We start from the raw sequence: 25,968 nt of genomic DNA, 5'->3' as shown, positions 1-25,968 counted from the left end.
CACCGCAAGCGGTCAACCGGGCATTTTTTGCTTGGCCTCAAGCTCCCTTGGCCCTATCACTTCCGCTCCAAAATGTGAACGGGGCCTCATGCCGTCATATCTTTTCCTGCGTGGGCTGGCCATCGGATTTGCCCTTGCCGCCCCCGTCGGTCCGGTGGGGGTTCTCTGTGTTCGCCGCGCTCTCGCCGACGGTCGGCATGCCGCCTTCGTCGCCGGGCTGGGAGCCGCTTTCGCCGACACTTTCTACGGAGCCGTCGCCGGTCTCGGCCTGACGGTCATCTCGTCCTTTCTGGTCAGCCACAATATTTTCCTGCGCGTCACCGGCGGACTGATCCTGATCATCCTCGGCATTCGCAGCCTGCGCATGCCGGCGGCCTTCGAAGCGGCCCCCGCCTGCGGCCCCGGCCTGCTGAAGGATTTCATTTCGACCTTCCTGATCACGCTCACCAATCCGGGCACCATCCTCGCCTCGATGGGCGTCTTCGCCGCCCTCGGAGCCTTCGGCCAGCATGATGGCGTCGGCGCGGCGGCCATCCTGATCCTGGGCGTCTTCAGTGGTTCGACCCTTTGGTGGCTGATCCTCTCCGCCGCCGCCAGCGCGGCCCGGTCGCGACTGTCGCCACGCGCGCTCAACCTGCTCAACAGCGGCTCGGGCGTCCTGCTGGTGCTGTTCGGGTTGGGCATCATCGGCAGCCTGGCGTTCAACTGTCTCTGAACGGCCGGATGCTCCGTAAAACGGCGGACCGCCCCGGGACCGCCCGTGAAACGGCGATCCCGGGGCGGTCCCCACGTCCTACTTCTTCAGATAGTCCCGGATCAGGACTTCGGCGATCTGCACGGCGTTGAGCGCCGCGCCCTTGCGCAAATTGTCGGAGACGCACCAGAAGGACAGGCCGTTCTTCACGGTCGGATCCTTCCGGATACGGCTGACATAGACGGCATCCTCGCCGGCCGCCTCGACCGGCGTCACATAGCCCTCGTTGGCCCGATGGTCGACGACGATGACGCCCGGCGCCCTCGACAGGGCTTCGCGCGCCGCGTCCTCATCGATCGGCTTGTCGAACTCCACATTGACCGCCTCGCCATGGCTGACGAACACCGGCACCCGCACGCAGGTGGCATGGACCGCGATATTGGGGTCGAGGATCTTCCGGGTCTCGACCGCCATCTTCCATTCCTCCTTGGTCGCGCCGTCATCCATGAAGACGTCGATGTGGGGAATGACGTTGAAGGCGATCTGCTTGGTGAACTTTTCAGGCTTCACCGGATCGTTCACATAGATGGCGCGCGTCTGGTTGAACAGCTCGTCCATCGCCTCCTTGCCGGCGCCCGACACCGACTGGTAGGTCGAAACGACGACACGCTTGATCTTCGCCAGCGTATGCAGCGGCTTCAGCGCCACGACCATCTGGATGGTCGAACAGTTCGGGTTGGCGATGATGCCCTTCTTCTTATAACCGGCGATGGCCTGGGGATTGACCTCGGGAACCACCAGCGGCACGTCCGGATCCATGCGGAAATGCGAGGTGTTGTCGATCACCACGCAGCCGGCGGCGGCGGCGCGGGGGCTGTGCACCGCCGAAACCTTGGCGCCCGGCGAGGACACGGCAATGTCGACACCCTTGAAGTCGAACTTGGACAGGTCCTTGACCTTCAGAACCTGATCGTCACCAAAGGAGACCTCCCTGCCCGCCGAACGTTCCGACGCCAGGGCGATCACCTCGTCGACCGGGAACTTCCGTTCGGCCAACGTCTGAAGCATCTCGCGGCCCACATTGCCCGTGGCGCCGATTACCGCAACCTTGTAACCCATCTTTCACTCTCCACTGGAGGCCGCCGTCTGCTCCGCCAGACCCCCTTGTAACGAAAAGGCCCGCCGGGCTGAACCCGCGGGCCTTTCGTCAAAACAAATTCCGACCAGCCCGCGCTTCAAGCCATGGTTTTCTTGGTAGTCAGGGTGGTGGTGGCAGAAATGACGGTAGCGTCCGCGGGCTTGAGAGCCACGGCCAGCAGATCGAAGCTGGAAACGCACAGAGACATCACGTCATTCCTTCCGTCGGGGAAAAGCATTACCCGAGCCCCCCCGGCAAGGCAAGGGAAATTGGCGCGATACCCGGGGCAATCGGCGACGCCGCTCGGCCCCGGGTATCGCGAAGGCTTTCAGCCCGCCAGCTTGTCCATTTCGCGAACGATGGATTCGCCCATCACCGTGGTCGACACCTTGGCCTTGCCGGCCTGCATGATGTCGCCGGTCCGCAGGCCGCCGTCCAACACGTTCTTCACCGCCTGCTCCAGCAGATCGGCTTCCGCCCGCATGTCGAAGCTGTAGCGCAGCATCATGGCGAAGGACAGCAGGGTGGCCAGCGGATTGGCGATATCCTTGCCGGCGATGTCGGGGGCCGAACCATGCACCGGCTCATAGACGGCGCGGCGGTTGCCCTTGGCGTCGGCCGCCCCGAGGCTGGCCGACGGCAGCATGCCGAGGCTGCCCGTCAGCATGGCCGCGCAGTCGGAGAGAATGTCGCCGAACAGATTGTCGGTGACGATGACGTCGAACTGCTTGGGCGCGCGCACCAACTGCATGGCGCAGTTGTCGGCGTACATATGCTGGAGTTCGACGGACGGATATTTGGCGTCGTGCAGCTTCTGCACCTCTTCCCGCCACAGAACGCCCGATTCCATGACATTGGCCTTCTCGACCGAATGCACCTTGTTGCCGCGCTTCTTGGCCAGATCGAAGGCGACATCGGCGATACGAACGATCTCGCTGGTGGTGTAGACCTGGGTGTTGACGCCGCGGCGTTCGCCGTTGGGCAGCGTCTCGATGCCGCGCGGCTGGCCGAAATAGACACCACCGGTCAGTTCGCGGACGATCATGATGTCCAGGCCCTTGACCAGGTCGGTCTTCAAGGACGAAGCCTCGGCCAGGGCGTCGAAGACGAAGGCCGGACGCAGGTTGGCGAACAGTTCGAGATCCTTCCTGAGACGCAGGAGCCCACGCTCCGGCTTGACGTCGAAGGAAAGATTGTCCCATTTCGGGCCGCCCACGGCGCCCAGCAGCACGGCATCGGCGGCAAAGGCGTCCTGCATGGTCTCGTCGGTCAGCGGATGGCCGAACTTGTCATAGGACGCGCCACCGATCAGCCCCTCGCTCACATCAAAGGCGATATGACGCTTCTTGGCCATCCAGTCGATGACCCGCCGGACTTGGGCCATGACTTCCGGACCGATGCCGTCACCGGCGAGAATGAGGAGTTTCTTGGTGGACATGAAAGGGATCTCCGAAGGAAGGAACAGTGGCGCCGGCCTCCCCGCCGGCGCTCTCGCCGGCGGGGACCGGCAACGCCGACAAGAAAAGCCGGCGCCCACTGAGCTCTTGTTACAGCCAGGGCTGCTCGCGGGTACGGCGGGTTTCGAACGCGTCGATCTTGTCCTGCTTCTGCAGGGTCAGGCCGATGTCGTCGAGACCGTTCAGCAGGCAGTGTTTGCGGAAGGGGTCGAGGTCGAAGGTGATGCGGCCGCCGTCGGGACCGGTGATCTCCTGCTTTTCGAGATCGACCGAGATGATCGCGTTGGCTCCCCGGCCGGCGTCGTCGAGCAGTTTGTCGACCTCGGCCTGCGGCAGCTTGATCGGCAGAATGCCGTTCTTGAAGCAGTTGTTGTAGAAAATGTCGGCGAAGCTCGAGGCGATCACGCAACGGATTCCGAAATCCAGCAACGCCCAGGGCGCATGCTCGCGCGAACTGCCGCAGCCGAAGTTCGGGCCGGCCACCAGAATGCTCGCCTTGCGATAGGCCGGCTTGTTCAGCACGAAGTCCGCAACCTCCTGGCCATCCTTGGTGTAGCGCATCTCGTCGAACAGATTCTTGCCGAGACCGGTACGCTTGATGGTCTTCAGGAACTGCTTGGGAATGATCATGTCGGTGTCGATGTTGATGATCGGCATCGGCGCCGCCACACCCGTCAGCTTGGTGAATTTGTCCATGTTCCGTCTTTCCTTGTCCCTGCCTCGTCACCCCCGGACGTGATCCGGGGGTCCATGGATTGCCGGATCACGTCCAGCAATGACGAAAAAGCAACGCCTTCGATTATTCTCAGGAACCCAATGTGCGCACGTCGGTCAGCTTGCCGGTCAGGGCCGCCGCCGCCGCCATCGCCGGACTGACCAGATGGGTCCGCCCGCCGCGCCCCTGCCGCCCTTCGAAATTGCGGTTGGACGTGGAGGCCGAACGCTCGCCCTCCGACAGCTTGTCGGCGTTCATCGCCAGGCACATGGAACAGCCGGGTTCCCGCCATTCGGCGCCGGCCTCGCGGAACACGACGTCGAGCCCTTCGGCCTCGGCCTGCTCCTTGACCAGACCGGACCCGGGCACCACCAGCACGCGGACGTCCGGCGCCACCTTCTTGCCCTTGAGCACGGCGGCGGCGGCCCGGAAATCCTCGATCCGGCCGTTGGTACAGGATCCGATGAACACGGTGTCGACCTTGACCTCGGTCAGCGGCGTGCCGGGCGTCAGCCCCATATAAGCCAGGGAACGCTCGACGGCGGCCCGCTTGGCGGGGTCGGCGACGGCGGCCGGATCGGGAACGTTGGCCGTGATCGGCAACACGTCTTCCGGGCTGGTGCCCCAGGTCACCATCGGCACCAGGGCCGTGGCGTCGATCACCACTTCCGCGTCGTAATGGGCGCCGGGATCGGAGGCCAGCGTCTTCCAATAGGCGACGGCGGCTTCCCAGACGGCGCCCTTCGGCGCCTTGGGCCGCCCCTGGACATAGGCGAAGGTGATCTCGTCGGGAGCGATCAGGCCGGCGCGCGCGCCGGCCTCGATGGTCATGTTGCAGACCGTCATGCGGCCTTCCATCGAAAGAGCGCGGATGGCCTCGCCCGCATATTCGATGACGTAGCCGGTGCCGCCGGCCGTGCCCAGACGGCCGATGATGGCCAGGACCAGATCCTTTGCCGTGACGCCGGCCGGCAGCGCGCCGTCGACCCGCACCAGCATGTTCTTGGCCGGCCGCTGCACCAGCGTCTGGGTGGCCAGCACATGCTCGACTTCCGAGGTCCCGATGCCGAAGGCGAGCGCGCCGAAGGCCCCATGGGTCGAGGTATGGGAATCGCCGCAGACGATGGTGGTGCCGGGCAGGGTGAAGCCCTGTTCGGGACCGACGATGTGCACGATGCCCTGGCGGATGTCGTCCATCGCCAGATATTCGACGCCGAAAGCCTTGGCATTGTCTTCGAGGGTCTGCACCTGGAGGCGCGATTCGCTGTCGCTGATGCCCTTGGACCGGTCGGTGGTCGGCACATTGTGATCGGCCACCGCCAAGGTCGCTTCCGGGTGGCGCACCTTCCGCCCGCTGCTGCTCAAGCCTTCGAAGGCCTGCGGGCTGGTCACCTCATGAACCAGGTGGCGGTCGATGTAGATGAGACAAGTGCCGTCGGCCTGGACATCGACCAGGTGACTGTCCCAGATCTTGTCGAACAGGGTACGGGATTTGGCCATGGCGTCCTACGCTGCTCCACGCTCGAGAGAGGCCGCAGGCAGAAAAGGAAGCCGAGACGGTTCCGTCCCGCCCTGCGCCGGAATGATCACTGCATATTCGAAGAACGGGACACGAAAACCCGTGTCCCGCCGGATGCGAAGGCCTGACTTTAAGCCTTCCCACCCTTCTTCTCGGCGGCGGCGGCTTCACGCTCGGCAGCGGCCAGCTTGGCGGAATAGCCAGTGGTCTGCTCGGCGATACGGGCCGACTTGCCGCGACGATCGCGCAGATAATAGAGCTTGGCGCGGCGGACGTCGCCACGACGAACCACCTCGATCTCCGCGACATTCGGGGAATAGAGCGGGAAAATACGCTCGACGCCCTCGCCGTAGGAAATCTTGCGCACGGTGAACGAGCTGTTGAGCCCGTCGTTCTTGCGCGCGATCACCACGCCTTCATAGGCCTGAAGACGCTCGCGGCTGCCTTCGACCACCTTGACGCTGACCTTGACGGTATCGCCGGCCGAGAAGTCCGGGATCGCCTTCGCGGCGGTCAGCTTGTCCATCTGCTCCTTTTCGAGCGCCTGAATAATGTCCATGGCTCAACCCTCTTTTGCCGTGTCGGCAGCGACATACCGGTCCCAAAGGTCCGGGCGACGCTGCCTGGTTACTTCCTCCGCCTGGCACTGTCGCCAAGCGCGAATCTTCTCATGGTGACCGGAAAGCAAAACCTCCGGCACCCCCCGCCCCGCCCAAATCTGGGGCCGGGTATAATGGGGATATTCCAACAATCCCCACTCGAAGCTCTCTTCCGTCAGCGACTCTTCCTTGCCCACAACACCGGGCAGAAGCCGCACGACGGCATCCATCAACATCAGCGCCGCCGGCTCGCCGCCGGACAACACGAAATCGCCAAGGCTGATCTCCTCGGCGGCATGGGCATCCAGCACACGCTGGTCCACGCCCTCGAAGCGACCGCACAGGATCGTCACCCGCGGCTCCGCGGCCAGTTCGCGCACCCGCGCCTGGTCGAGCAGGCGTCCTCGCGGCGTCAGATAGATCAAGGGCCCGCCGCGATGCGATGCGGCGATCGCCGCATCCACCACATCGGGGCGCATGACCATGCCTGCGCCGCCGCCAAAAGGCGTATCGTCGACGGAGCGGTGTTTATCGCGCGCGAATGCGCGAATGTCCACCGATTCCAACGCCCAGACACCCTCGGCGAGAGCCCGTCCGGCCAGGGAATGGCCGAGCGGACCGGGAAACATCTCGGGGAACAGGGAAAGTACAGTGGCCGTCCACACCGGTCCCGCCTCACTCTCCGTCATTCCCGCCGACCTCCTCCTCTTCATCCTCCGGAACGTCTCCGGGTCCCGCCTCGATCTCGATCGGCGGCTCGACCACCAGACGCCCCCCCGCGATATCCACCACCGGAACCGCGGCCTTGGTAAAGGGAAGCATCACCGTACCGTCCGGACCCGCGATCTCGATGACGTCGCCGCCGCCGAAATCGAAGACCCCCTTCACCTTGCCCATCGCCTTGCCGTCGGCCAGTTCCGCCTTCAGCCCGACGAGATCGGAATAATAAAATTCCTCCTCCTCGGGCGGCGGCAGGCTGGACTTGGCCACATAGAGCTTCAGACCCTTCAGGGCTTCGGCGGCGTTTCGCTCGTCGATTCCCTCGATCCGGGCCGTCACCGCCCCTTTGACCTCACCCAGCAACCGTAGCCGGAAGCGCCGCCCGCCCGCTTCGTCCTCCACCGCGCCATAGGCCGCCACATCGACGGCCCGCTCGGTGAAGCTCTTGATGCGAACGGCACCTTTGAGCCCGTGCGCGCCTAAAATCACACCCACGCACACGCGCTCGGACATGGCTTATTCGCCTGCGGGCGCCTCGGCGGCAGCGGCCTCGGCGGCCTTCTGCTGTTCCTTCAGACGCTCCTGGGCCTTGGCCTTGGGCTGCGGCTTCTTGCTCTGCTCGGGCTGCACGCGGGCGGCGATATAGCCGGCCGTGGCAAAGAACTTGGCGACGCGATCGGTCGGCTGAGCGCCCACCGACAGCCAATGCTTGATGCGCTCTTCCTTCAACACCAGGCGCTGCTCGTGATCGTGGGGCAGCATCGGGTTGTAGGTGCCCAGCTTCTCGATGAACTTGCCGTCGCGGGGGCTGCGCGAATCGGCGAGCACGATCTTGTAGAACGGGCGCTTCTTGGCACCACCGCGGGACAGTCTGATCTTCAGCGACATTGCGTTGATTCCTCGTGGTCAGTCAAATGGTCAGGATTTGAGGGCGGTGACACACCGCCTCGATACGATAGCCGTCAGGGTCGATGACGAAGGCGGCCAGGGAAAGATGATCGATCATCCGCCGAACCTTCCGCCACCGGGGGGAAGCAAACCGGGCAAGCCATGGCGCATCAGGCCCTTCTTGCCCATCTTGCTGACCTTTTTCATCATGTCGGCCATCTGCTGATGCTGTTTCAGCAGCTTGTTGACGTCCTGGATGGAGACGCCGGCGCCGGCGGCGATACGCCGTTTGCGGCTGGCCTTGATCAGGTCGGGATTCTTCCGTTCGCCCTTGGTCATGGACAGGATGATCGCCTCTTGCCGATTGATCATCCTGTTGTCGATATTGGCTTCGTCGATCTGCTTCTTGAGCTTGCCGATGCCGGGCAGCATGCCGATGATGCCCTTCAAGTCGCCCATCTTCTTGATCTGGCGGAACTGCGCGGCCATGTCGTCGAGGTCGAACTTGCCCTTGGCCATCTTGGCCGCGAGCTTTTCGGCTTCCTCTTCCTCGAAGCTGCCGATGGCCTTCTCGACCAGCGATACCACGTCGCCCATGCCGAGAATCCGGCCGGCCACGCGATCGGGATGGAAAACCTCCAGCGCGTCGAGCTTTTCGCCGGCGCCCAGGAATTTGATCGGGCGGCCGGTAACCGCGCGCATGGACAGCGCGGCGCCGCCCCTGGCGTCGCCGTCGACGCGGGTCAGCACCATGCCGGTGACGCCGATCTTCTCGTTGAATTCGCGGGCCAGGTTGACGGCGTCCTGGCCGGTCATGGCGTCGACCACCAGCAATGTCTCGGTCGGGGTCACCGCGTCGCGGACCTCGGCCACCTCGGCCATCAGGGCTTCGTCGATATGCAAACGGCCGGCGGTGTCCAGGATCACCACGTCGTAGCCTTCGCGGCGGCCCATCTCCATGGCGCGCCGGGCGATGGCCACCGGCTTTTCGCCCATCAGGATCGGCAGCGAGCCGACATCGGCCTGACGCGCGAGAATTTCCAACTGCTGCTGGGCGGCCGGACGATAAATGTCGAGCGACGCCAGCAGGACCTTTTTCTTATCCAGGGTCTTGAGGCGAAGGGCGATCTTCGCCGAGGTCGTGGTCTTGCCCGACCCCTGCAAACCGACCATCAGGACCGGCACCGGCGCGGCGGCGGCGAGGTTGATATCCTCGGCGGTGCCCAGGGTCTCGACCAGGCAGTCGTGGACGATCTTCACCACCATCTGGCCGGGGGTGATGCTGCGCACCACATCCTGGCCGACGGCCCGTTCCTTGACCGAAGCGATGAAGTCCTTGACCACGGGAAGCGCCACGTCGGCTTCCAGCAGGGCGACGCGCACTTCGCGCAACGCCTCCGAGACGTCGGTCTCGGACAGCGCGCCGCGCCGCTTCAACCGCTCGAAGACATCACCCAGACGTGAACTCAGACTTTCAAACATAACTCTTCGACCAGATCCTTCAGTCGCATATCCGCCATTCGGCCAAACGAAAACGGGCCGGTGCGCGAGCCTTCGCGAACCGGCCGGCCTCCTCGGAGGCAAACGGCGTCTCAGATCCCTGAGAGGGAGCGGTTGTACGCTGGAGTTCGAAGAGGAGTCAAGCGATTCAAACGGCGTTGACCCGTCCGGCGTTCCTTGTCATTGAAAGTCCGCAGGCCCCGTCGAACAAATTCTCAAAGGAGAGCTTCTCGTGCGCATCGCCTTCTGCGGCTCGGGTTTTCCCGATGCCCCCCGGATGTTACGGGACCGACTGCCCTCCGACGAGATCGTCATCTGCGCGGAGGACGCTCCGCCCCGGTCGGTGGCCGAGGCCGAGGTGGTGATCCCGGCGATGACCCGCATCGATGACGCCCTCATGGCAAAAAGCCGTATCCGCCTGATCCAGCAGTGGGGCGCCGGGGTGGAGGGCGTCGACCTCGAAGCGGCGAAGCGGCATGGCATCTGGGTCGCCAATGTGCCGTCGGGAGATACCTTCAACGCCGAGTCCGTCGCCGATCTGGCCCTGCTGTTCACCTTGGAACTGCTGCGCGACCTGCGCCAGGCCCAGGCCAATGTCCGCGCCGGCCGTCTCGGCGCGCCGCTGGGGCGGTCCCTTGCCCAATGCACGGTCTGCCTGTTCGGCCTCGGCAATATCGCGGCGGCCCTGGCCCCCCGGCTCAAGGCCTGCGGTGCCCGGATGATCGGCATCAGCCGCCGCCCCGACCCGGCGAAAAGCGCGCAACTCGGCCTGAGCGACTGCTTCGCCGTCGAGGACCGCCTGACAGCCCTGGCGAAAAGCGACGTGGCGGTCCTGTGCCTGCCGCTGACGAGCGAGACCCGCGGCATCGTCGGCGCCGCCGAACTGGCCGCCCTTCCCCGAGGCGCTTTGCTGATCAATGTCGGACGGGGCGCGCTGATCGATTATCCGGCCTTCCTGACGGCCCTGGAAAGCGGACATCTGGGCGGAGCCGGCCTCGACGTCTATTGGAAGGAGCCGATCGACCCCGCCGATCCCCTGCTGGCCTTTCCCAATGTCATCGCCACCCCGCATGTCGGAGGCGTCACCGAACAATCCTACGCGGCGATCATGGAAACGGTCGCCGGCAACATCGAGCGCCTCCGCCGGGGCGAGCCCCCCATCAACCGCGTCGCCTGACTGACAAACGCATCAGCCACCTGAGACGATGGCGAAATTCCGAGGCTCATCACAGGGTGTGGGCTGATGATATGAACCACCAAGACACCAAGACACCAAGGCGTTTCGGGAAATGTCGGGCGACGGTTAGGAGCATCAGCGCCGCAGGCATTCATTCCCCGTTTGCCCAATACCGAATCGGTGCCGGGAAGGCGAATGCCTGCGGCGCATTCCTCCGCCTTGGTGTCTTGGTGGTTCGAATAACCAGAGAGGCAATCCCCGCCACACGGCCGAGTTGGGCAAGGCGTCGCCTGACGAATCAGCCCAGCACCGGCCGGACCAGGGCGGCGGCCTGTCTGGCGCGGGTCCGCGCCTCGTCGATATCGACGCCGGTGGCCACCGCCACGCCCATCCGCCGCTTGAGAAAGCTCTCCGGCTTGCCGAACAGGCGGACGTCGCTTTCGGGGACGGCCAGGGCCTCGGCCACGCCTTCAAAGGCGATCGCCTTGGCCTCCAGCCCTCCGTAAATAACCGCCGAGGCGCCGGGGGCGCGCAGAGCGGTATCCACCGGCAAACCTAGGATCGCCCGGGCATGCAGGTCGAATTCCGACAGGCGCTGGGAGGCCAGCGTGACCAGGCCGGTATCATGCGGCCGGGGACTGACCTCGGAGAACCAGACCTGGTCGCCCTTGACGAACAGTTCCACGCCGAAAATGCCGCGTCCGCCCAGATCCCCGGTGATTTGCCGGGCGATATCCCGGGCCCGCAGGAGCGCCGTCTCGCTCATCGGCTGAGGCTGCCAGGACTCGACGTAATCGCCGTTCTTCTGAACATGGCCGATCGGCGCGCAAAGATAGGTCTCGACCTGTCCCGACGGACCGACGGCCCGCACGGTCAGTTGCGTGATCTCATAGTCGAAATCGACGAACCCCTCGACGATGACCCGGCTTTGCCGGACGCGCGAGCCCACCATCGCGTGGCTCCACGCCATCTCGACGTCGGCGGCGCTTTTGACCACGCTTTGCCCCTTCCCCGACGACGACATCACCGGCTTGATCACCGCGGGATAGCCGATGTTGCCGTCAAGGGCGGCCCGCACCTCTTCGAGGGAATCGGCGAAAGCGTAAGGCGACGTCGGCAGGTTCAAGGTTTCGGCGGCCAGGCGGCGGATGCCCTCGCGGTTCATCGTCAGCCGGGTGGCCCGCGCCGTCGGAATCACCTCGGCCAGCCCATCGGCCTCGATCTCGGCCAGCGCGTCGGTGGCGATGGCCTCGATTTCGGGGACCACCAGATGCGGCCGCTCCAGTTCGATCAGGCGGCGCAACTGGACGCCGTCGGTCATCGTCACCACGTGCGAGCGATGCGCCACCTGCATGCCCGGCGCGTCGGCATAGCGGTCCACCGCGATGACCTCGACGCCCAGGCGCTGCAGGGCGATGATGACCTCCTTGGCCAATTCGCCGGCCCCCAGCAACATGACGCGTACGGCCGAAGGGCTGAGCGGGGTCCCAAGTCTCATTGACGGCATCCTTATTATCTGACCCTTGGAGTGGCGTATGCCCGCAACCTTACGGCGTCGGGCCGGGTCTGTCACCGTCCGGCTTGCCTGAAACCTCGGAGCCCCTCGTCCGGCGCCGAACAGCCATTCGGCTATGAGAGGAGCCCTCGCGAGGGTAAGGATTGTCGTGATCCGCCGGGGAGCTTATTCTCCGGCATCGCAGCCTTCCCGGGATGGATCGGATCATCGATGAGCAGAGGAAAACGAATCGGGCTTGTCGCCCATGACGGCCGCAAGCCGGACCTCACCGAATGGGTCAAAATCAACGAGGAGAAGCTGGCCGGACATCGGCTCTACGCCACCGGCACCACCGGTGCCATGCTGATGCAGAAATGCCCCAGCCTGGAGATCACCTGTCTTAAATCCGGCCCCCTGGGCGGCGACCAGCAGTTGGGCGCCCTGATCGCCGAGGGCAAACTGGACATTCTCATTTTCTTCATCGATCCGATGACCAGCCAGCCGCACGACGTGGACGTCAAGGCGCTGACCCGATTGTCGACGGTCTATAACATCGTTCTGGCGATGACCCGCTCGACCGCCGATTTCGTCATCGGCAGTCCGCTGTTCGCCGATTCCGACTGGACCCCGATCAAAACCGACTACCACGCCTATGTGCAGCGCCTGAAACCGGGCGACGCAGCCTACTGATCCGGCGGCAAGGCCGGCCGCGCCTCCGTCACGCCGGCCGGCCTTGTCGTTTTTTCATAAAACCGAGCAAGAAGAAAAAACATGACCACATCACGTCTTGCGGAAGCCCCGCAAGCGCTTCACGCGGATCAATCGAACCAAATTCCAGGGGGGGACATGTCCTATAAGCGCATCACGCTATCGCAATTCCTGATGGACGGACAACACCGCCGAGGCGGCTCGGGACGGTTCACATCGCTGCTGACGGACATCCGCACCACCTGCAAGATGATCTCGCACGAAGTCAACCGGGGCGCCATGGCCGGTAATCTGGGCCTCGCCGGCACCGAGAACGTGCAAGGCGAAGACCAGAAGAAGCTCGACGTCCTGGCCAACGAGATCTTCCTGCATATGACCGCCCAAAGCGGCAACTATGCCGCCATGGCCTCGGAGGAACTGGAGGACGTGCACATCGTGCATGGCGCCTCTGGCCGCTATCTGCTGCTGTTCGATCCGTTGGACGGCTCATCGAACATCGACATCAACATCGCGGTGGGAAGCATCTTCTCGATCCTGCATCTGCCCGACGGGGTGGACTGCAGCGATCGCAGCGTCTTCCTGCAGCCTGGCGTCAAGCAGGTCGCCGCCGGATACGCCATCTACGGCTCCTCGACCATGCTGGTGCTGACCACCGGCGAAGGGGTGAACGGCTTCACCCTGGATCAGAACATCGGCGTCTTCGTGCTCACCCATCCCAACATGCGGATTTCCGAAGACGCCAGCGAGTTCGCCATCAACGCCTCGCGTTCACGCTTCTGGGAACCCCCGGTGAAACGCTATATCGACGAGGCCCTGGCCGGCACCGAGGGGCCGCGGGCCAAGGACTTCAACATGCGCTGGGTAGCCGCCATGGTGGCCGAGGTCCACCGCATCCTCTGCCGCGGCGGCGTCTTCATGTATCCCGTCGATGTCCGAAACGCCAAGCAGGGCGGCAAGCTGCGCCTGATGTACGAGGCCAATCCCATGGCCTTCATCGTCGAACAGGCCGGCGGCATGGCCATCACCGGCCGCGACCGCATCATGGACCTGCAGCCGCAAGGCCTGCATCAACGGGTCGGCGTGGTCTTGGGCTCGAAGAACGAAGTGGAGCGCATCCAGCGTTATCACCGGGAATATGACGCGAGCGCCGGAAAGAACTGAGAAGAATAACCGAAAGAGGCGGCATGGCCGGACTTGCTCCGGCCATGCCTCATGGACCGCCGTAGATCAAGCCCGGCGATGACGGGGGTTTGTGCTCACCCCAGGAACAAATCCGGCAGCAGCGGCTGTCCGGGGGCGACCGCGTAGGCGGAAAAATCCGTCGCCCCCTCCTCAGCCAGAACCTCCTCGTCGAGCAGGAAACGGCCGGTGCGGAAACGGCTGGGCCGGGTCAGGATGGCGTGCGCCGCATCGGCGACGATCTCCGGCTTGCGGCAGAAAGCCGGTTTCACCACGCCGCCCAGCATGGCCAGCGCCGCCGTCGCGATGACGCTCTTCGGCCATAGCGCGTTGACGGCGATACCGGCATCCCGCCATTCCTCGGCCAGACCCAGCACGCACATGCTCATGCCGAACTTGCTCATGGTATAGGCCAGATGCGGCGCGAACCAGCGCGGCTCCAGTGAAATCGGCGGCGACAACATCAGAATGTGGGGATTGTCGGCCCGCTTCAGATGGGGAATGCAGGCCTGGGCGCAGAAGAAGGTGCCCCGCATATTGACGCCCATCATCAGATCGAAGCGCTTCGCCGTGGTCTCCAGGGTGCCCGTCAGATTGATGGCGCTGGCGTTGTTGACCAGCACATCGATGCCGCCGAAGGCGTCGACCGCCTGGTCGACCGCCCGGGAGACCTGCTCCGGTTCGCGGATATCGACGGCCAGGGCCAGGGCCTTGCCGCCGGCGGCCTCGATCTCCGCCGCCGCGCTGAAGATGGTTCCGGGCAATTTGGGATGGGGCTCGGTGGTCTTGGCCGCGATGACGATATTGGCACCGTCGGCGGCGGCCCTGAGCGCGATGGCCTTGCCGATGCCCCGGCTGGCCCCGGTGATGAACAGCGTCTTTCCCTTCAATGAGCGCATGAGACTTCCCCTGTCGCGACAAGTGACGGTTGATGATCCAATCCGGCGTCGAAGTCCCGCCAGGTCTGTACCCAGGTCGGCGCCGACGGCGGCGTTCGTCCCGCACCGACGAGTTCGGCGATCCGGGCCGGCGGCACCGTGGCGCTGCCCCGCAGAAAGGCGGCCCGGACCTGGGCCGAGCAGATCAGCATTCCGTCGCTTTCGATGGTCTGTTCGAGATAGAGCCAGCGATCGTCCCAGGTGATCTGCCGGGTTTTGAGGACGAAGCGCCGGAAGGGCGGCAGCGGCCGGCGAAAACGAACGATGGCGCCGCCGATGACCGGTTGCAGCTTTTCTTTCAGCACATGCCGCCAAAGACCGCTGCGCAGGATGAAATCCCAACGGCCGAGATCCATCATGGCCAGATAACGGGCATTGTTCATATGCAGATTGATGTCGATGTCGGCCGGCATCACCCGGAAAGCCAGCGCCGAGCAGTCGAACGGCCCCAGCCTGTCGCGGAACAGGGAGGCGATGATCACCCGAAGAAGGCGAATCAATTGAGTCATTGGCTAAGACCTAAATTTCTTCGACACGCAGAGCACCCCGAAAAATTTGAACCACCAAGGCACCAAGACACCAAGGTGACGGATTGCGCCGCAGGCATTTCCCATCCTGTTCATCCACAAGCGGCCGGATAACAGAACGAAGGCCTGCGGCGCCAATTCATGCGATCTGCCGCCAGTGGCAAAAAGCGCCTTGGTGCCTTGGTGCCTTGGTGTCTTGGTGGTTCACCTTCGACGTTCATAACGGCATCAATCCACGGGCTTTTACCGAACTAAAACGCCGCTTCCTCGAAATCCATCATCGAGGCACCGCCGGCCATGATGGCCGAGAACAGGGCGCCGCTCTGCGGCAGCACCCGCTCCATGTAAAACCGCGCGGTGCCGAGCTTGGCCCGATAGAAGCCGTCGGAATCGGCATCCGTGCCGACCTTCGGCAGGGCCACCTCGACCATCCTGACCCACATATAGCCGACCGCCACCAGCCCCAGCAGACGCAGGTAATCGGCCGCCGCCGCCGCCGCTTCCTCGGGCTTGGAAAGACCGACGCGGGCGATCTGCCCGGTGGCCTGCTGGAGGCGCACGAAGGCCTTGGCCAAAGGCTGGACGAAAGCTCCCAGCTGTTCGTCCTCGACCTTGGCGGCGATCAGATCGGCCACCGGATGGAAGAAGCGGCGTAGATAACGCCCGGCATGCGCCGGCAGCTTGCGCCCGATGAGGTCGAGAGCCTGAATGCCGTTGGTGCCTTCGTAGATCTGCGCGATGCGGGCATCCCTGACATATTGTTCCATGCCGTTTTCCCGGATGTAACCATGGCCGCCATAAACCTGCATGCCGAGGTTGGCCGCCTCGAACCCCAGATCGGTGAACAGCGCCTTGACCACCGGGGTCAGCAGGACCACCAGGTCCTCGGCCTCCTGGCGCGCCGCCTCGTCCTCGCCATGGTGCTGAATGTCCAGCGACCGGGCCACCCAGCCGCCCAGGGCACGGCAGCCCTCGGTGGTGGCCCGCATGGTCAGCAGCATCCGGCGGATGTCGGGATGAACGATGATCGGGTCGGCCGATTTGTCCGGATGCTTGACCCCCGACAGCGATCGTCCCTGCAGGCGTTCGCGGGCATAGGCGACGGCGCCCTGGTAGGAGGCCTCGGCGAGCCCCAGTCCCTGGATGCCCACCGCCAGACGCTCGGTGTTCATCATGGTGAACATGGCGCGCATGCCCTTGTGCGCCTCGCCGACCAGCCAGCCGACGGCGTCGTCGAAGTTCAGCACGCAGGTGGCCGATCCCTTGATGCCCATCTTGTGCTCGATGGAGCCGCAGGTGACGCCGTTCGGATCGCCCAGGGATCCGTCGTCGCGGACTGCGATCTTCGGCACGACGAACAGGCTGATTCCCTTGATGCCCTTCGGCGCGTCGGGCAGCCGGGCCAGGACCAGATGGATGATGTTTTCGGTCAGGTCGTGATCGCCGGCCGAGATGAAGATCTTGGTCCCGGTAATCCGGTAACTGCCGTCGCCTTGCGGGACGGCCCTGGTCCGGCAGAGCCCCAGGTCGGTGCCGCAATGGGGCTCCGTCAGGCACATGGTGCCGGCCCAGGTGCCGTCGACGATCTTCGGCAGGAAACGATCCCGCAACTCATCCGAACCATGGGCATGCAGGGCCAGATAGGCGCCATGCGACAATCCCGGATACATGCCGAAGGACAGGTTGGAGGCGCAGATCATCTCCTCGACCAGGGCGTTGACCGATTTCGGCAATCCCTGGCCGCCATAGGCCGGGTCGCTGGCCAGCCCGGTCCAGCCGCCGTCCCGGAACAGATCGTAGGCCTGCTTGAAGCCGGACGGCGTGCGAACCACGCCGTTTTCCAGATGGCACCCCTCCTCGTCCCCCGTCCGGTTCAAGGGGGCCAGGACCTCCTCGCAGACCTTAGCCGCCTCGTCGAGGACCGGGTCGATGATATCCGGAGTGAAATCCTCCAGACCGGGCAGGGCCGACAGTCCGGCGCCCTGGTGCAGTTCGTAGAGAACGAAGCGCATGTCGCGCAGCGGAGCCTGATAGCTGGGCATGACCTTATTCCTTATACCTGGTCGTCACCCCCGGGCGTGACCCGGGCATGACGGAAGAGAACGGTTCAGTTCCGCAATGGTTTGCCGGTTTCGAGAATGCTTTCGATGCGCGCCAGCGTCGCCGGATAACGGATCAGCCGCATGAACTGGGCGCGCTCCACCTCCAGAACCTCCTCCTCCGTCACCGGCTTGGTAACGTCGGCGCCGTTGCCCGACAGCACGGTGGCCAGGGCACCGGCCACCACCAGATCGTGCGTGGTGGCGATGCCTCGGCGATGGAAACCCTCGGCCGCCATCTGCATGCCGACCTTGCCCGATTCGCCGGGAAGGGTGAGGTCTACCGGCTCGGGCGGCGTGTAGTCGCGCGCCAGCTCCAGCGCCTTGGCCTTGGCGTCGGCGAGCAACCGATAGCGGTTCATGGTGATGCCGTCTGAGGGACGAAGGAACAGCAGTTCCTTGGCCTCCGCCGCCGATTTGGCCACCGTGGCCGTGCTCACCGTCTCGAAGACCTTGGCCACCGCCGGCATCGGCCCCTTGGGCAGGCGGCCAGGGGCGCTCCAACGGGACAGCATCTCCTTGCAGCCGCCCCAGGCCGGCACCAGCCCGACACCGCATTCGACCAGACCGACATAGGTTTCGGCATGGGCCTGGACGGCGTCGCAATGCAGCAGGATTTCACAGCCGCCGCCGAGCGCCAGCCCGGAAGGCGCCCCCACCACCGGGAAGGGGGCGTATTTGAGCGCCCTGTAGGTCTCCTGTCCGGCCGCGACCAACTGCTCGATCTCCGTCCAGGCGGCGATGTTGGCGGCGAAGATGGCCAGGCCGAGATTGGCGCCGGCCGAGAAATTGCTGCCTTCGTTATAGATGACCAGCGCCTTGAACTGCTTGGCGACGGTTTTAATGCTCTTGCCCAGCAAGGCCATGGTGTCCGGATCGAGCGCATTCATCTTGCTGGTGAATTCGAAGCAGGCCACGCCGTCGCCGATGTCCCACAGGGCCGCCGAACCGTTCTTGAGCACCGGCTGGCGGTCGAGCTTGAGATCGGCCAGAAGCAGCACGCCCTCGGGGCGGACGAGGTCGTGATAGGCGCCGTCGGTGCCCAGATATTGCCGGCGGCCGGCCTCGATCCGATAGAATTTCCGGTCCCCGGCCAGGGTGAGCAGCGGCGGCACCGGCAGTCCCTCGGCGGCCAGATGTTCGGCCAGCCAGGGCGCCCCCAACTGATCGATCAGCTCGAAAGGTCCCCATTTCCAGTTGTAGCCGAGGCGCATCGCCTCATCGACGGCGGCGACGTCGTCAGCCGCCTCGGGTACCAGCGCGGCCGCATAGGCCAGGGTCTGCCCCAGAACGCGCAGCGCGTAGCGGCCGGCCGGATCGGGATGGGCAAGCAGGGCCTTGAGATCGCCCCTGGTGGTGGCAAGCGCTTCCAGGTCGGCCTTGCGTTGCGGCCGGTATTCGCCGGTGACGAGCGATATCGCCTCCTTGACCTTGCCGCCGCCGGCCCGGTTCAACCGGTAGAAGCCGCCCTTGCCCTTGCGCCCCGTGTAACCGTCGGCGATCATCCGTTCGATCAGCGGCTGCGGGCGATGGATGGCATGCAGCGGATCTTCGGGCGGCAACAGGCCGATCATGCTGTCCATGACATGCGGCATGAGGTCGAGCCCGACCAGATCGATCAGGCCGAACACGCCGGTTTTCGGGATGCCCATCGGCTTGCCGATCACCGCGTCGGCCTCCTCCACCTCCAATCCCTGTTCGATGGCCTCGATCACCGCGCATTGGATCCAGAAGACGCCCAGGCGGTTGGCGATGAAGCCGGGTCGATCCTTGGGCGTGATCACGCTTTTGCCCAACGCCGCGTCGGCGAAACGGCTGACGAGGGCGATCGCCTCGGGACGGGTGAGCTCGCCTTTCACCACTTCGAGCAGCCGCATATAGCGAGGCGGATTGAAGAAGTGGGTGATGCAGAAATCGCGGGCGAAGGTTTCGGGCAGCCCCGAGATCAGGCTCGCCAGGGGGATGGTCGAGGTGTTGGAGGAAACCACCGATCCGGCCTTGCGCACGCCCTCGATCTTGCGATAAAGCGCCTGCTTGACGTCGAGACGCTCGACGACCGCCTCGACGATCCAGTCGCAGTCGGCGAGCAATCCCAGATCGTCCTCGATATTGCCGGTGGCGACCAGCTTGGCCGCCGCCCTGCTCATGAAGGGAGCCGGGTCGGCCTTCAACAGGGCCGCGACGGCGCCCTCGGCGATGGCGCTGCGGCTGGCGGCGCCCTCCTTGACGATATCGAGGAGAACCACCGGCACACCGGCATTGGCGACCTGGGCGGCGATGCCGGCCCCCATCACCCCGGCGCCGATCACCGCGACCTTGCCGATCCCGCTCATCGCACGGCCTCCAGCAGGGTGGCGATGCCCTGGCCGCCGCCGATGCATTGCGTGGCCAGGCCATACCGTCCGCCGGTCCGCTTGAGGAGCGCCGCCGCCTTGCCGACGATGCGCGCGCCGGTGGCGCCCAGGGGATGGCCGATGGCGATGGCGCCACCGTCCAGGTTGACCTTCTCCTCGGACAGGCCGAGGTCCCGGATGCAGGCCAGGGACTGGGAGGCGAAGGCCTCGTTCAGTTCCACCACATCCAGTTGGTCGGCCCGCAGGCCGGCGCGCTCCAACGCCTTGCCGGAGGCCTTGACCGGACCGATGCCCATCACCTCGGGCGCGCAGCCGGAGATGGCGATGCTTCTGATCCCGGCCAGCGGGGTCAAACCATGGCTTTCCGCGTAGTCGAGGCTGCACACCAGCACCGCCGCCGCCCCGTCGGTCAGCGGCGAGGCGGTGCCGGCGGTCACCGTGCCCGTCTGGTCGAAGGCGGGCTTCAACTCGGCCAGGGCCTCCGCCGTGGTTTCGGGACGGATGCACCCATCGACTTCGATGCGGCGATTGCCGTCCGTGATGGCGACGATCTCATCCTTGAAGCGCCCTTCGGCCTGGGCGGACGACGCCTTCCGGTGACTGCGGACGGCGAACTCCTCCTGCGCGGCGCGCGGGATCTCCCACTGCCGCGCCACGTTCTCGGCGGTATCGCCCATGCCGATGTAGGACTCCGGGCGCTTGGCGTGGAGACCGGGATGGGGCAGCGGGTTGTAGCCCATCATCGGCACGCGGGTCATGCTCTCGACGCCGGCACAGATGAACACCTCGCCGGCGCCCATCCGGATGGCACCGGCGGCGTTGTGCACCGACTGCATGGAGGATCCGCAGAAGCGGTTGACGGTGACGCCGCCCACCGACAGCGGCAAATCGGCCAGAAGAACGACCAGCCGGGCCAGGTTCAGTCCCTGTTCGCCCTCGGGGAAGGCGCAGCCGAGAATCAGATCCTCGATATCCTCCGGCTTGACGCCGCTGCGTTCGATCAGCGCGCGCACCACCTGCGCGGCCAGTTCATCGGGACGGACTCGGGCCAGGTCGCCCTTCTTCGAGGGCGTGAACGGCGAACGGGCATAGCCCGCGATAACCACGGTCTTCATCGACGGGTCTCCATGGAGGTCTGGTTATGAAACGGGAATGCGGAAAACAGGCGGTGTCCGCCGCGCCGCGGCGGCGTCTTTCCCACCGGAAAGCCGGCCGGCGCCACGAGCGCTTGTCTTGGCGACCGAGGGACGAGGGAGTGTGGGTGAAGGGGCTGGCAAGGGACAGGGGTCGTATGCCCCTTCACCCACCCGCTCGCGCGGGCGTCGGTCCCGCCCGGGAAGGAGCGGGAAAACGCGAAAGAGGGAAAGATCAGGCCGGACGGGACTGCTTGAGCTTGGCGGTCAAGGCGTCGACGGTCATCCGCTCGACGTCCTTCAATTCGGTCAGGGTCTGTTCGACCGCGATCCGCTGTTCCTCGAGCATGGCGATGCGGGCGCGGACCTTGGTGGCAAGAAGCTGAAGCTGTTCCACCTGGGTGGTGTCGACGACGTAGAGATCGAGGAATTCCCTGATGTCGCGCAGCGAAAAGCCCAGCCTTTTCCCGCGCAGGATCAGGATCATCCGCGCCCGGTCCCGATAGGAATAAACCCGCGTATTGCCGGCCCGCTGCGGCGCGATCAGCCCCTGGTCCTCGTAGAAACGGATGGTCCGGGGCGTCACGCCGAGCTCCCGGGCCAGCTCGGTGACCGAATAGATCTTGTCCATCTGATGTATCCTCAGTCGCGTATGCAAGATGACGGTAGGAGCCGTTACATTCCCTATACGTCACCATGCTGTCGCGAAGAATACCCATCATCGTCACCTTTGGCAAAGCGGAATTGGAGTTCAGGAAGCTTTGTCGAGCGAACCGCTGGCGGCGGCTTTCATCTCTTCTTCGGCGACCAGTTCTTTTTTGGACAATTTGCCCACCATGGTCTTGGGCAGGGTGTCCCGGATCTCGATCATTTTCGGCAATTCGATGCGCGAGACATAGCCGGTCAGGAACTGCCGCAATTCGTCGGGAGTGGCCTGAAGCCCGTCGCGCAGGCGGACGAAGGCCTTGGGGGCCTGGCCGCGATATTGGTCGCGAACGGCGATGACCACGGCCTCGGCGACGGCCGGATGCTGATAGAGCGCCTCCTCGATCACCCGCGGATAGACGTTGTAGCCGCCGCTGATGATGACGTCCTTGATGCGATCGACCAGGAACAGATAGCCCTCCTCGTCGATATAGCCGATATCCCCGGTCCTGAGCGCCCCGTCGACGAAGACCTGCGCGGTGTCGCCGGGCTTTTGCCAATAGCCCGTCATCACCTGCGGCCCGCGCACGCAGATCTCGCCTTTTTCACCCTGGCCCAATACCGTTCCCGGATCGTGGGGCGCGCGGATCTCCACGGTCGTCCCCGGCAGCGGAATGCCGACCGACCCCGCCTTGACGGCCCGGAAGGGATTGCAGGTGACCACCGGCGACGCCTCGCTGAGGCCGTAGCCCTCGACCAGCATGCAGCCGGTCAAATTCTCGAACTCGGTCCGGACCTCTATCGGCAGGGGGGCGCCACCCGAAATACAGCAGCGGATCGAGGAGAGATCCCATCCCCCTTTCCCGGCGGCGCCGTTGATCGCCGTGTAGATGGTCGGCACGCCCGGAAAAAGCGTCGGACGCTTGCGGGCGACGCACTTCATCACCTGTTCAAGATCGAAACGCGGCAACAGGATCAGTTCGGCACCGAAGGCGATGCCGAGATTCATCCCCACCGTCATGGCGAAGACGTGAAACAGGGGCAAAACGCACAGCATGCGCTCCTGGCCCTTTTGAATATCGGGGACCCAGCGCGCCAATTGATCGGTGTTGCCGCTGATATTGGCGTGGGTCAGCACCGCCCCCTTGGGCAAACCGGTGGTCCCGCCGGTATATTGAAGCACGGCGACGTCGATCGCCGGATCGATCTCCACCGGCTTCAACTGACCGTCGTTATTGATCAGACGGGCGAAGGTGACATGGCGCAGGTCGGCGGGGGCGTCGGCGAGTTCGGAGCGTTTCAGCACCTGGAACAGCAGACTTTGCACCGAAGGCAGGATATCGGCCATGCGACAGATCACCACCTTTTCGAGACAGGTGCTGTCCAGCATGGCTTTGATCTTCGGATAAATCTGGCGAAGATCGAGGGTCACCATGATGGTGGTGCCGCTATCCTTGATCTGGTGGGCGATCTCCCGCTCGACATAGAGCGGGTTGAAGTTGACCACCGTTCCGCCCGCCTTGAGGACCGCGTAGTAACAGACGACGAAATAGGGCGTGTTGGGCAGACAGAGGCCGACCTTGACCCCCTTCCTCACCCCCAGTTGCTGAAACCCCCGCGCCGCCATGTCGACCATGCGGCCGAGTTCGCCGTAGCTGGTCCGGCGTCCGAGAAAATCGAGCGCCGGCCGGTCCGCGAAGCGTCGCACCGTCTCGTCGAGAACGGCGCTCACCGCCGTCGCGGCGATTGGGGATTGCCAATCGATGGTGTCTTGCATCGATAAACCTCATGATCCACTACCGGATCCTTAAGGGTTTTCCGTAACGCTTCCGCGCCGCGGGGGACGTACAAGGCCTGTTTCACTTAATTTATCAACAGGCCCTTGGAGCCCCCGCGGGGAAGAATCCGGCCCGATCCTCTCAACGGCCTCAGAAGCGCACGACGAAGCTGGTGCTGACGATATCGACGCTGTTGTCGTAGGTGCCCGTCAGGACGCCGGCGAAGCGGTTGGCGCTTTCCGAAATACTGGCCTTGTCGGCGAAGATATGGGTATAGCCCAGATGCACCTCGGCCGACGGAGTGATCGCGTAGGAAGCGCCGGCCGACAGCCAATAGCGGTTGGAGTCGGGGATCCGCGCCGTCCGGTCCTCGGTCTTCACCGGCGACTGGTCGAAGGCGACGCCGCCGCGCAACGTCCATTTGTCGTCGGCCTTGTAATGGGCGCCGAGAGAGACGAACCAGGTATCGTGCCAGTTTTCCGGCGTGCTGCTGATCAACTGGCCGTTCGCGCCGATGACGTTGAGCTGCTTGAACAGGCTCCAGTGCGTCCATTGCACGTCGGAGAGGATGGCCCAGCGGCTGTCGAGCTCGTGGTAACCGCCCAGATTGACACTGTCGGGCAAGGTGATCTTGGCCGTGGCGTCCTGATTGGTGAAGGAACTGGCGATGGACGAGGCCAATGTCGTCGGCGTCTGATTGGTCACAGTGCCGGAAAGGGTGTGGTTGGACCGCGACCGGTAATCGAGGCCGACGCGGGTTTGAGGATTGAAGACATAGAGCAGGCCGACATTATAACCGGCACCGATGTCGTCACCCTCGACCTTGCTGAGACCGTCTCCCCAGCTTGCCGCACCGGTGGCCAGAGACGTGGCCTGGGCCGCGTAAGCCGCGGCCAGCGCGGGTTGACTGGCGGCAGCGGCAGCCGTGGCCGCCGCTTGCGCCTGGGAGGCGGCGCCCAGGCCGATGGCCTTGAAATTGACCGCCTGGCTGAGACGCGCCTTCAGATAATCAATGCGCGGACCGCCACCGATGGACAGATGGTCATCGATCTTGTAGGCGGCGACGACGGAGACGTCGACGTCGGTCACGTCGGATGCCAAGGCCTGATAGCGGCCGACCCAGTCTCCCTTGTAATCCGAGCGCATTCCAAAGGGCGTCGCCACCGAAAGGCCGATCTTCAGATCGGGACTGGCGTTCCAGACACCGAAGACCGAGCCGATGGCCGCCGCCTTGATGGCGTTCACGTCGTCGCGCCCGGCGACGGTGCCGCCGACGACATTGGTGTTCGATCCCTTGAACTGGGAGACGGGAGAGATCCAGGTCGTCGTGCCGGCGACTTCGCTATCGTTGAGATTGGTCATGCCGGCGGGATTGTAGAAAACGGTGCTGGCATTGTAGGCCTTGGCCGTCTGGCCGGCGAAGGCGTCGCCCAACCCTTCGGCGCTTTGTTCGCGTAAGGCGAATCCCGAAGCCTGGGCGGCGCCGGACAATCCACAGAAGGCAAATAGTCCAAGACAAGAAACGAGCGTTGCGTGGCGCTTGCTGAAAGACATTTCCGACTCCCCATCCACCGGGCCGGTTATCCGATCCCCGTTGCCGCTAAGATTGACTCATTATAAACGCAGTCGTCAAGAGGTATACGTATACGTCAACGTGCATAGTTCTGTCATATTAGTCTCCGACTATTCCCTTATTATTTCGATGGGATAACCCCGCCGTTGGAACGCCGTTTTCAAGAGCAACCCGTCCTCGCCGTACCATAAGTCGCGTTCGACATCGCCGCCGATCCGGTAATGCTCGGCGGCGATGTCGCGACCATGCCAGGCGAGCCTGGCCATCCCCAAAGAGTCGATCGCCACGCGATAGAGCGCCGCGTCGGAAACCCCATACAGAACCTTACGATCAAGAATTGCCTTGCTCCAAAGGCTCAAAGGCAGGGCGCCGTCCGGCATCTCCCTGCCCGTGCCGTCCAGGGTCAGGCCCGGCCCGCTGGCTCCCGACTCCAGGACGATATGATGGACAGAACCATCGTCGTCGGTGTCGGCGACCATCCGCTCAAGACGTCCGGCCCGCCAAAACTCCTGGCGGTGATGGCGGTAATGAAAATCAAGAAACAGCACTTTGACGCGGGTTTCGGTGTTCACCTCGACCTTCGCGACATCGCCGTTCCGCTCGATGTCCACCGTCTCGTGACCGATCGGCTCCCCCTCCTTCAGAATGACGTAGGAAATCGGCTCCGCCGCCGCGAGGCGGGGGGCCAGCAGAACGCAGACGAGCGCCGCGACCGCGCGCAAGATCATTCCCATCCCCCTATCCGATCGCCGCGACCAGCTTCATGGCCACGCCCATGGACCCTTTGACTTTGATTTTTCCCAGCGTATAGGCCAGCATCGGGTCGAGTTTTCCATCCATCAGTTTCAGAAGGTTTTCCCCGCTGATCAGAATGGAGCAATCGGGATCATCATCTCCTTCCCCCTCCGACAGACGCGCCGGGCCCTCCCGCGCATCAATCATCCATACGCCATCCCCGCCCAGATCAAACCTGACTATGGCCCTCAGGTTTCTGATTTTTGGCAAGACCTCACTCAACCGTTCATCTACTTTTACCTCGGACATACAACCTCCAGCCATGGCTTCCGTTGCCAACGTTGACGTATACGTCATGCCATATTGCGGGAATGTTGCGCCGTCGTCCAGAGCTTCG

24 protein-coding genes are annotated in these 25,968 nt (G+C 64.2%); 4 read left to right on the top strand and 20 right to left on the bottom strand.

Annotation, left to right across the window (positions count from 1 at the left end):
• Nucleotides 1–88 precede the first annotated feature (88 nt).
• Nucleotides 89–715: a LysE family translocator gene (locus tag CWS72_RS06965; protein ID WP_101249856.1), complete on the top strand. Its 627-nt coding sequence runs from the start codon at nt 89–91 to the stop codon at nt 713–715.
• A 78-nt stretch (nt 716–793) separates the two neighbouring features.
• Here CWS72_RS06965 and CWS72_RS06960 read toward each other — a convergent pair whose 3' ends face one another.
• From CWS72_RS06960 to ffh, 9 genes are all read right to left on the bottom strand, one after another.
• Entirely contained in the window at nt 794–1,813 is a 1,020-nt protein-coding gene (locus tag CWS72_RS06960) for an aspartate-semialdehyde dehydrogenase (RefSeq protein ID WP_101249855.1), read from the bottom strand.
• 347 nt (nt 1,814–2,160) lie between these two features.
• Complete coding sequence (leuB, locus tag CWS72_RS06955; protein WP_101249854.1) at nt 2,161–3,270, bottom strand: 3-isopropylmalate dehydrogenase; 1,110 nt, start codon at nt 3,268–3,270, stop codon at nt 2,161–2,163.
• Nucleotides 3,271–3,379: 109 nt separating this feature from the next.
• Nucleotides 3,380–3,985: a 3-isopropylmalate dehydratase small subunit gene (gene leuD / locus CWS72_RS06950; RefSeq protein ID WP_101249853.1), complete on the bottom strand. Its 606-nt coding sequence runs from the start codon at nt 3,983–3,985 to the stop codon at nt 3,380–3,382.
• 109 nt (nt 3,986–4,094) lie between these two features.
• A complete protein-coding gene (gene leuC, locus CWS72_RS06945; protein ID WP_101249852.1) occupies nt 4,095–5,504 on the bottom strand; it encodes a 3-isopropylmalate dehydratase large subunit in 1,410 nt (469 codons plus the stop codon).
• A 149-nt stretch (nt 5,505–5,653) separates the two neighbouring features.
• The gene (rplS, locus tag CWS72_RS06940) at nt 5,654–6,082 is read right to left on the bottom strand and encodes a 50S ribosomal protein L19 (protein ID WP_101249851.1); all 429 of its coding nucleotides are present in this window, start codon (nt 6,080–6,082) and stop codon (nt 5,654–5,656) included.
• Between the two features lie 3 nt (nt 6,083–6,085).
• Nucleotides 6,086–6,811, bottom strand: coding sequence for a tRNA (guanosine(37)-N1)-methyltransferase TrmD (trmD, locus tag CWS72_RS06935; protein ID WP_101249850.1), 726 nt, complete (start codon nt 6,809–6,811; stop codon nt 6,086–6,088).
• Nucleotides 6,798–7,355, bottom strand: a complete 558-nt coding sequence (gene rimM / locus CWS72_RS06930; RefSeq protein ID WP_101249849.1) for a ribosome maturation factor RimM — start codon at nt 7,353–7,355, stop codon at nt 6,798–6,800. Before rimM ends, trmD begins: the two co-directional genes overlap by 14 nt.
• A 3-nt stretch (nt 7,356–7,358) precedes the next feature.
• Entirely contained in the window at nt 7,359–7,730 is a 372-nt protein-coding gene (rpsP, locus tag CWS72_RS06925) for a 30S ribosomal protein S16 (RefSeq protein WP_101249848.1), read from the bottom strand.
• A 114-nt stretch (nt 7,731–7,844) separates the two neighbouring features.
• Entirely contained in the window at nt 7,845–9,212 is a 1,368-nt protein-coding gene (gene ffh, locus CWS72_RS06920) for a signal recognition particle protein (RefSeq protein WP_101249847.1), read from the bottom strand.
• 250 nt (nt 9,213–9,462) lie between these two features.
• Between ffh and CWS72_RS06915 the strand changes: the two genes are divergently transcribed.
• The gene (locus CWS72_RS06915) at nt 9,463–10,407 is read left to right on the top strand and encodes a 2-hydroxyacid dehydrogenase (protein WP_101249846.1); all 945 of its coding nucleotides are present in this window, start codon (nt 9,463–9,465) and stop codon (nt 10,405–10,407) included.
• A gap of 298 nt (nt 10,408–10,705) precedes the next feature.
• On the opposite strand, the gene purT is transcribed toward CWS72_RS06915, so the two are convergent.
• The gene (gene purT, locus CWS72_RS06910; RefSeq protein ID WP_101249845.1) at nt 10,706–11,905 is read right to left on the bottom strand and encodes a formate-dependent phosphoribosylglycinamide formyltransferase; all 1,200 of its coding nucleotides are present in this window, start codon (nt 11,903–11,905) and stop codon (nt 10,706–10,708) included.
• Between the two features lie 228 nt (nt 11,906–12,133).
• On the opposite strand from purT, the gene CWS72_RS06905 reads away from it, so the two are divergent.
• A complete protein-coding gene (locus CWS72_RS06905) occupies nt 12,134–12,592 on the top strand; it encodes a methylglyoxal synthase (RefSeq protein ID WP_101249844.1) in 459 nt (152 codons plus the stop codon).
• Between the two features lie 156 nt (nt 12,593–12,748).
• Complete coding sequence (locus CWS72_RS06900) at nt 12,749–13,771, top strand: class 1 fructose-bisphosphatase (protein WP_101249843.1); 1,023 nt, start codon at nt 12,749–12,751, stop codon at nt 13,769–13,771.
• 95 nt (nt 13,772–13,866) lie between these two features.
• On the opposite strand, the gene CWS72_RS06895 is transcribed toward CWS72_RS06900, so the two are convergent.
• The 10 genes from CWS72_RS06895 to CWS72_RS06850 form a co-directional block, all read right to left on the bottom strand.
• Entirely contained in the window at nt 13,867–14,688 is an 822-nt protein-coding gene (locus CWS72_RS06895) for an SDR family oxidoreductase (RefSeq protein ID WP_101249842.1), read from the bottom strand.
• Nucleotides 14,676–15,236: a thioesterase family protein gene (locus CWS72_RS06890; RefSeq protein ID WP_101249841.1), complete on the bottom strand. Its 561-nt coding sequence runs from the start codon at nt 15,234–15,236 to the stop codon at nt 14,676–14,678. The genes CWS72_RS06895 and CWS72_RS06890 overlap by 13 nt, the downstream gene beginning before the upstream one ends.
• Before the next feature lie 269 nt (nt 15,237–15,505).
• Nucleotides 15,506–17,296 (bottom strand): acyl-CoA dehydrogenase C-terminal domain-containing protein, encoded by a 1,791-nt coding sequence (locus tag CWS72_RS06885; RefSeq protein WP_101249840.1) that lies wholly within the window; start codon nt 17,294–17,296, stop codon nt 15,506–15,508.
• 65 nt (nt 17,297–17,361) lie between these two features.
• On the bottom strand, nt 17,362–19,686 hold the full coding sequence (locus CWS72_RS06880) for a 3-hydroxyacyl-CoA dehydrogenase/enoyl-CoA hydratase family protein (RefSeq protein ID WP_101249839.1): 2,325 nt from the start codon (nt 19,684–19,686) through the stop codon (nt 17,362–17,364).
• The gene (locus tag CWS72_RS06875; protein ID WP_101249838.1) at nt 19,683–20,822 is read right to left on the bottom strand and encodes a thiolase family protein; all 1,140 of its coding nucleotides are present in this window, start codon (nt 20,820–20,822) and stop codon (nt 19,683–19,685) included. Before CWS72_RS06875 ends, CWS72_RS06880 begins: the two co-directional genes overlap by 4 nt.
• A 253-nt stretch (nt 20,823–21,075) precedes the next feature.
• The gene (locus CWS72_RS06870) at nt 21,076–21,471 is read right to left on the bottom strand and encodes a MerR family transcriptional regulator (protein WP_101249837.1); all 396 of its coding nucleotides are present in this window, start codon (nt 21,469–21,471) and stop codon (nt 21,076–21,078) included.
• A 120-nt stretch (nt 21,472–21,591) separates the two neighbouring features.
• Nucleotides 21,592–23,262: a long-chain-fatty-acid--CoA ligase gene (locus tag CWS72_RS06865; protein WP_101249836.1), complete on the bottom strand. Its 1,671-nt coding sequence runs from the start codon at nt 23,260–23,262 to the stop codon at nt 21,592–21,594.
• Between the two features lie 151 nt (nt 23,263–23,413).
• Nucleotides 23,414–24,817, bottom strand: a complete 1,404-nt coding sequence (locus CWS72_RS06860) for an OmpP1/FadL family transporter (protein WP_101249835.1) — start codon at nt 24,815–24,817, stop codon at nt 23,414–23,416.
• A gap of 129 nt (nt 24,818–24,946) precedes the next feature.
• Nucleotides 24,947–25,564, bottom strand: coding sequence for a DUF6134 family protein (locus tag CWS72_RS06855; RefSeq protein WP_101249834.1), 618 nt, complete (start codon nt 25,562–25,564; stop codon nt 24,947–24,949).
• Between the two features lie 10 nt (nt 25,565–25,574).
• Nucleotides 25,575–25,880 carry an SCP2 sterol-binding domain-containing protein gene (locus CWS72_RS06850; protein WP_101249951.1) on the bottom strand — a complete coding sequence of 102 codons (306 nt, stop codon included), beginning with the start codon at nt 25,878–25,880 and terminating at the stop codon, nt 25,575–25,577.
• Nucleotides 25,881–25,968: the final 88 nt, after the last annotated feature.

The organism is Telmatospirillum siberiense (genome assembly GCF_002845745.1).
Classification (GTDB): domain Bacteria; phylum Pseudomonadota; class Alphaproteobacteria; order Rhodospirillales; family Magnetospirillaceae; genus Telmatospirillum; species Telmatospirillum siberiense.
The sequence above is the reverse complement of the archived record's forward strand: the minus strand, read 5'-3'. Positions and strand labels throughout refer to the sequence as shown.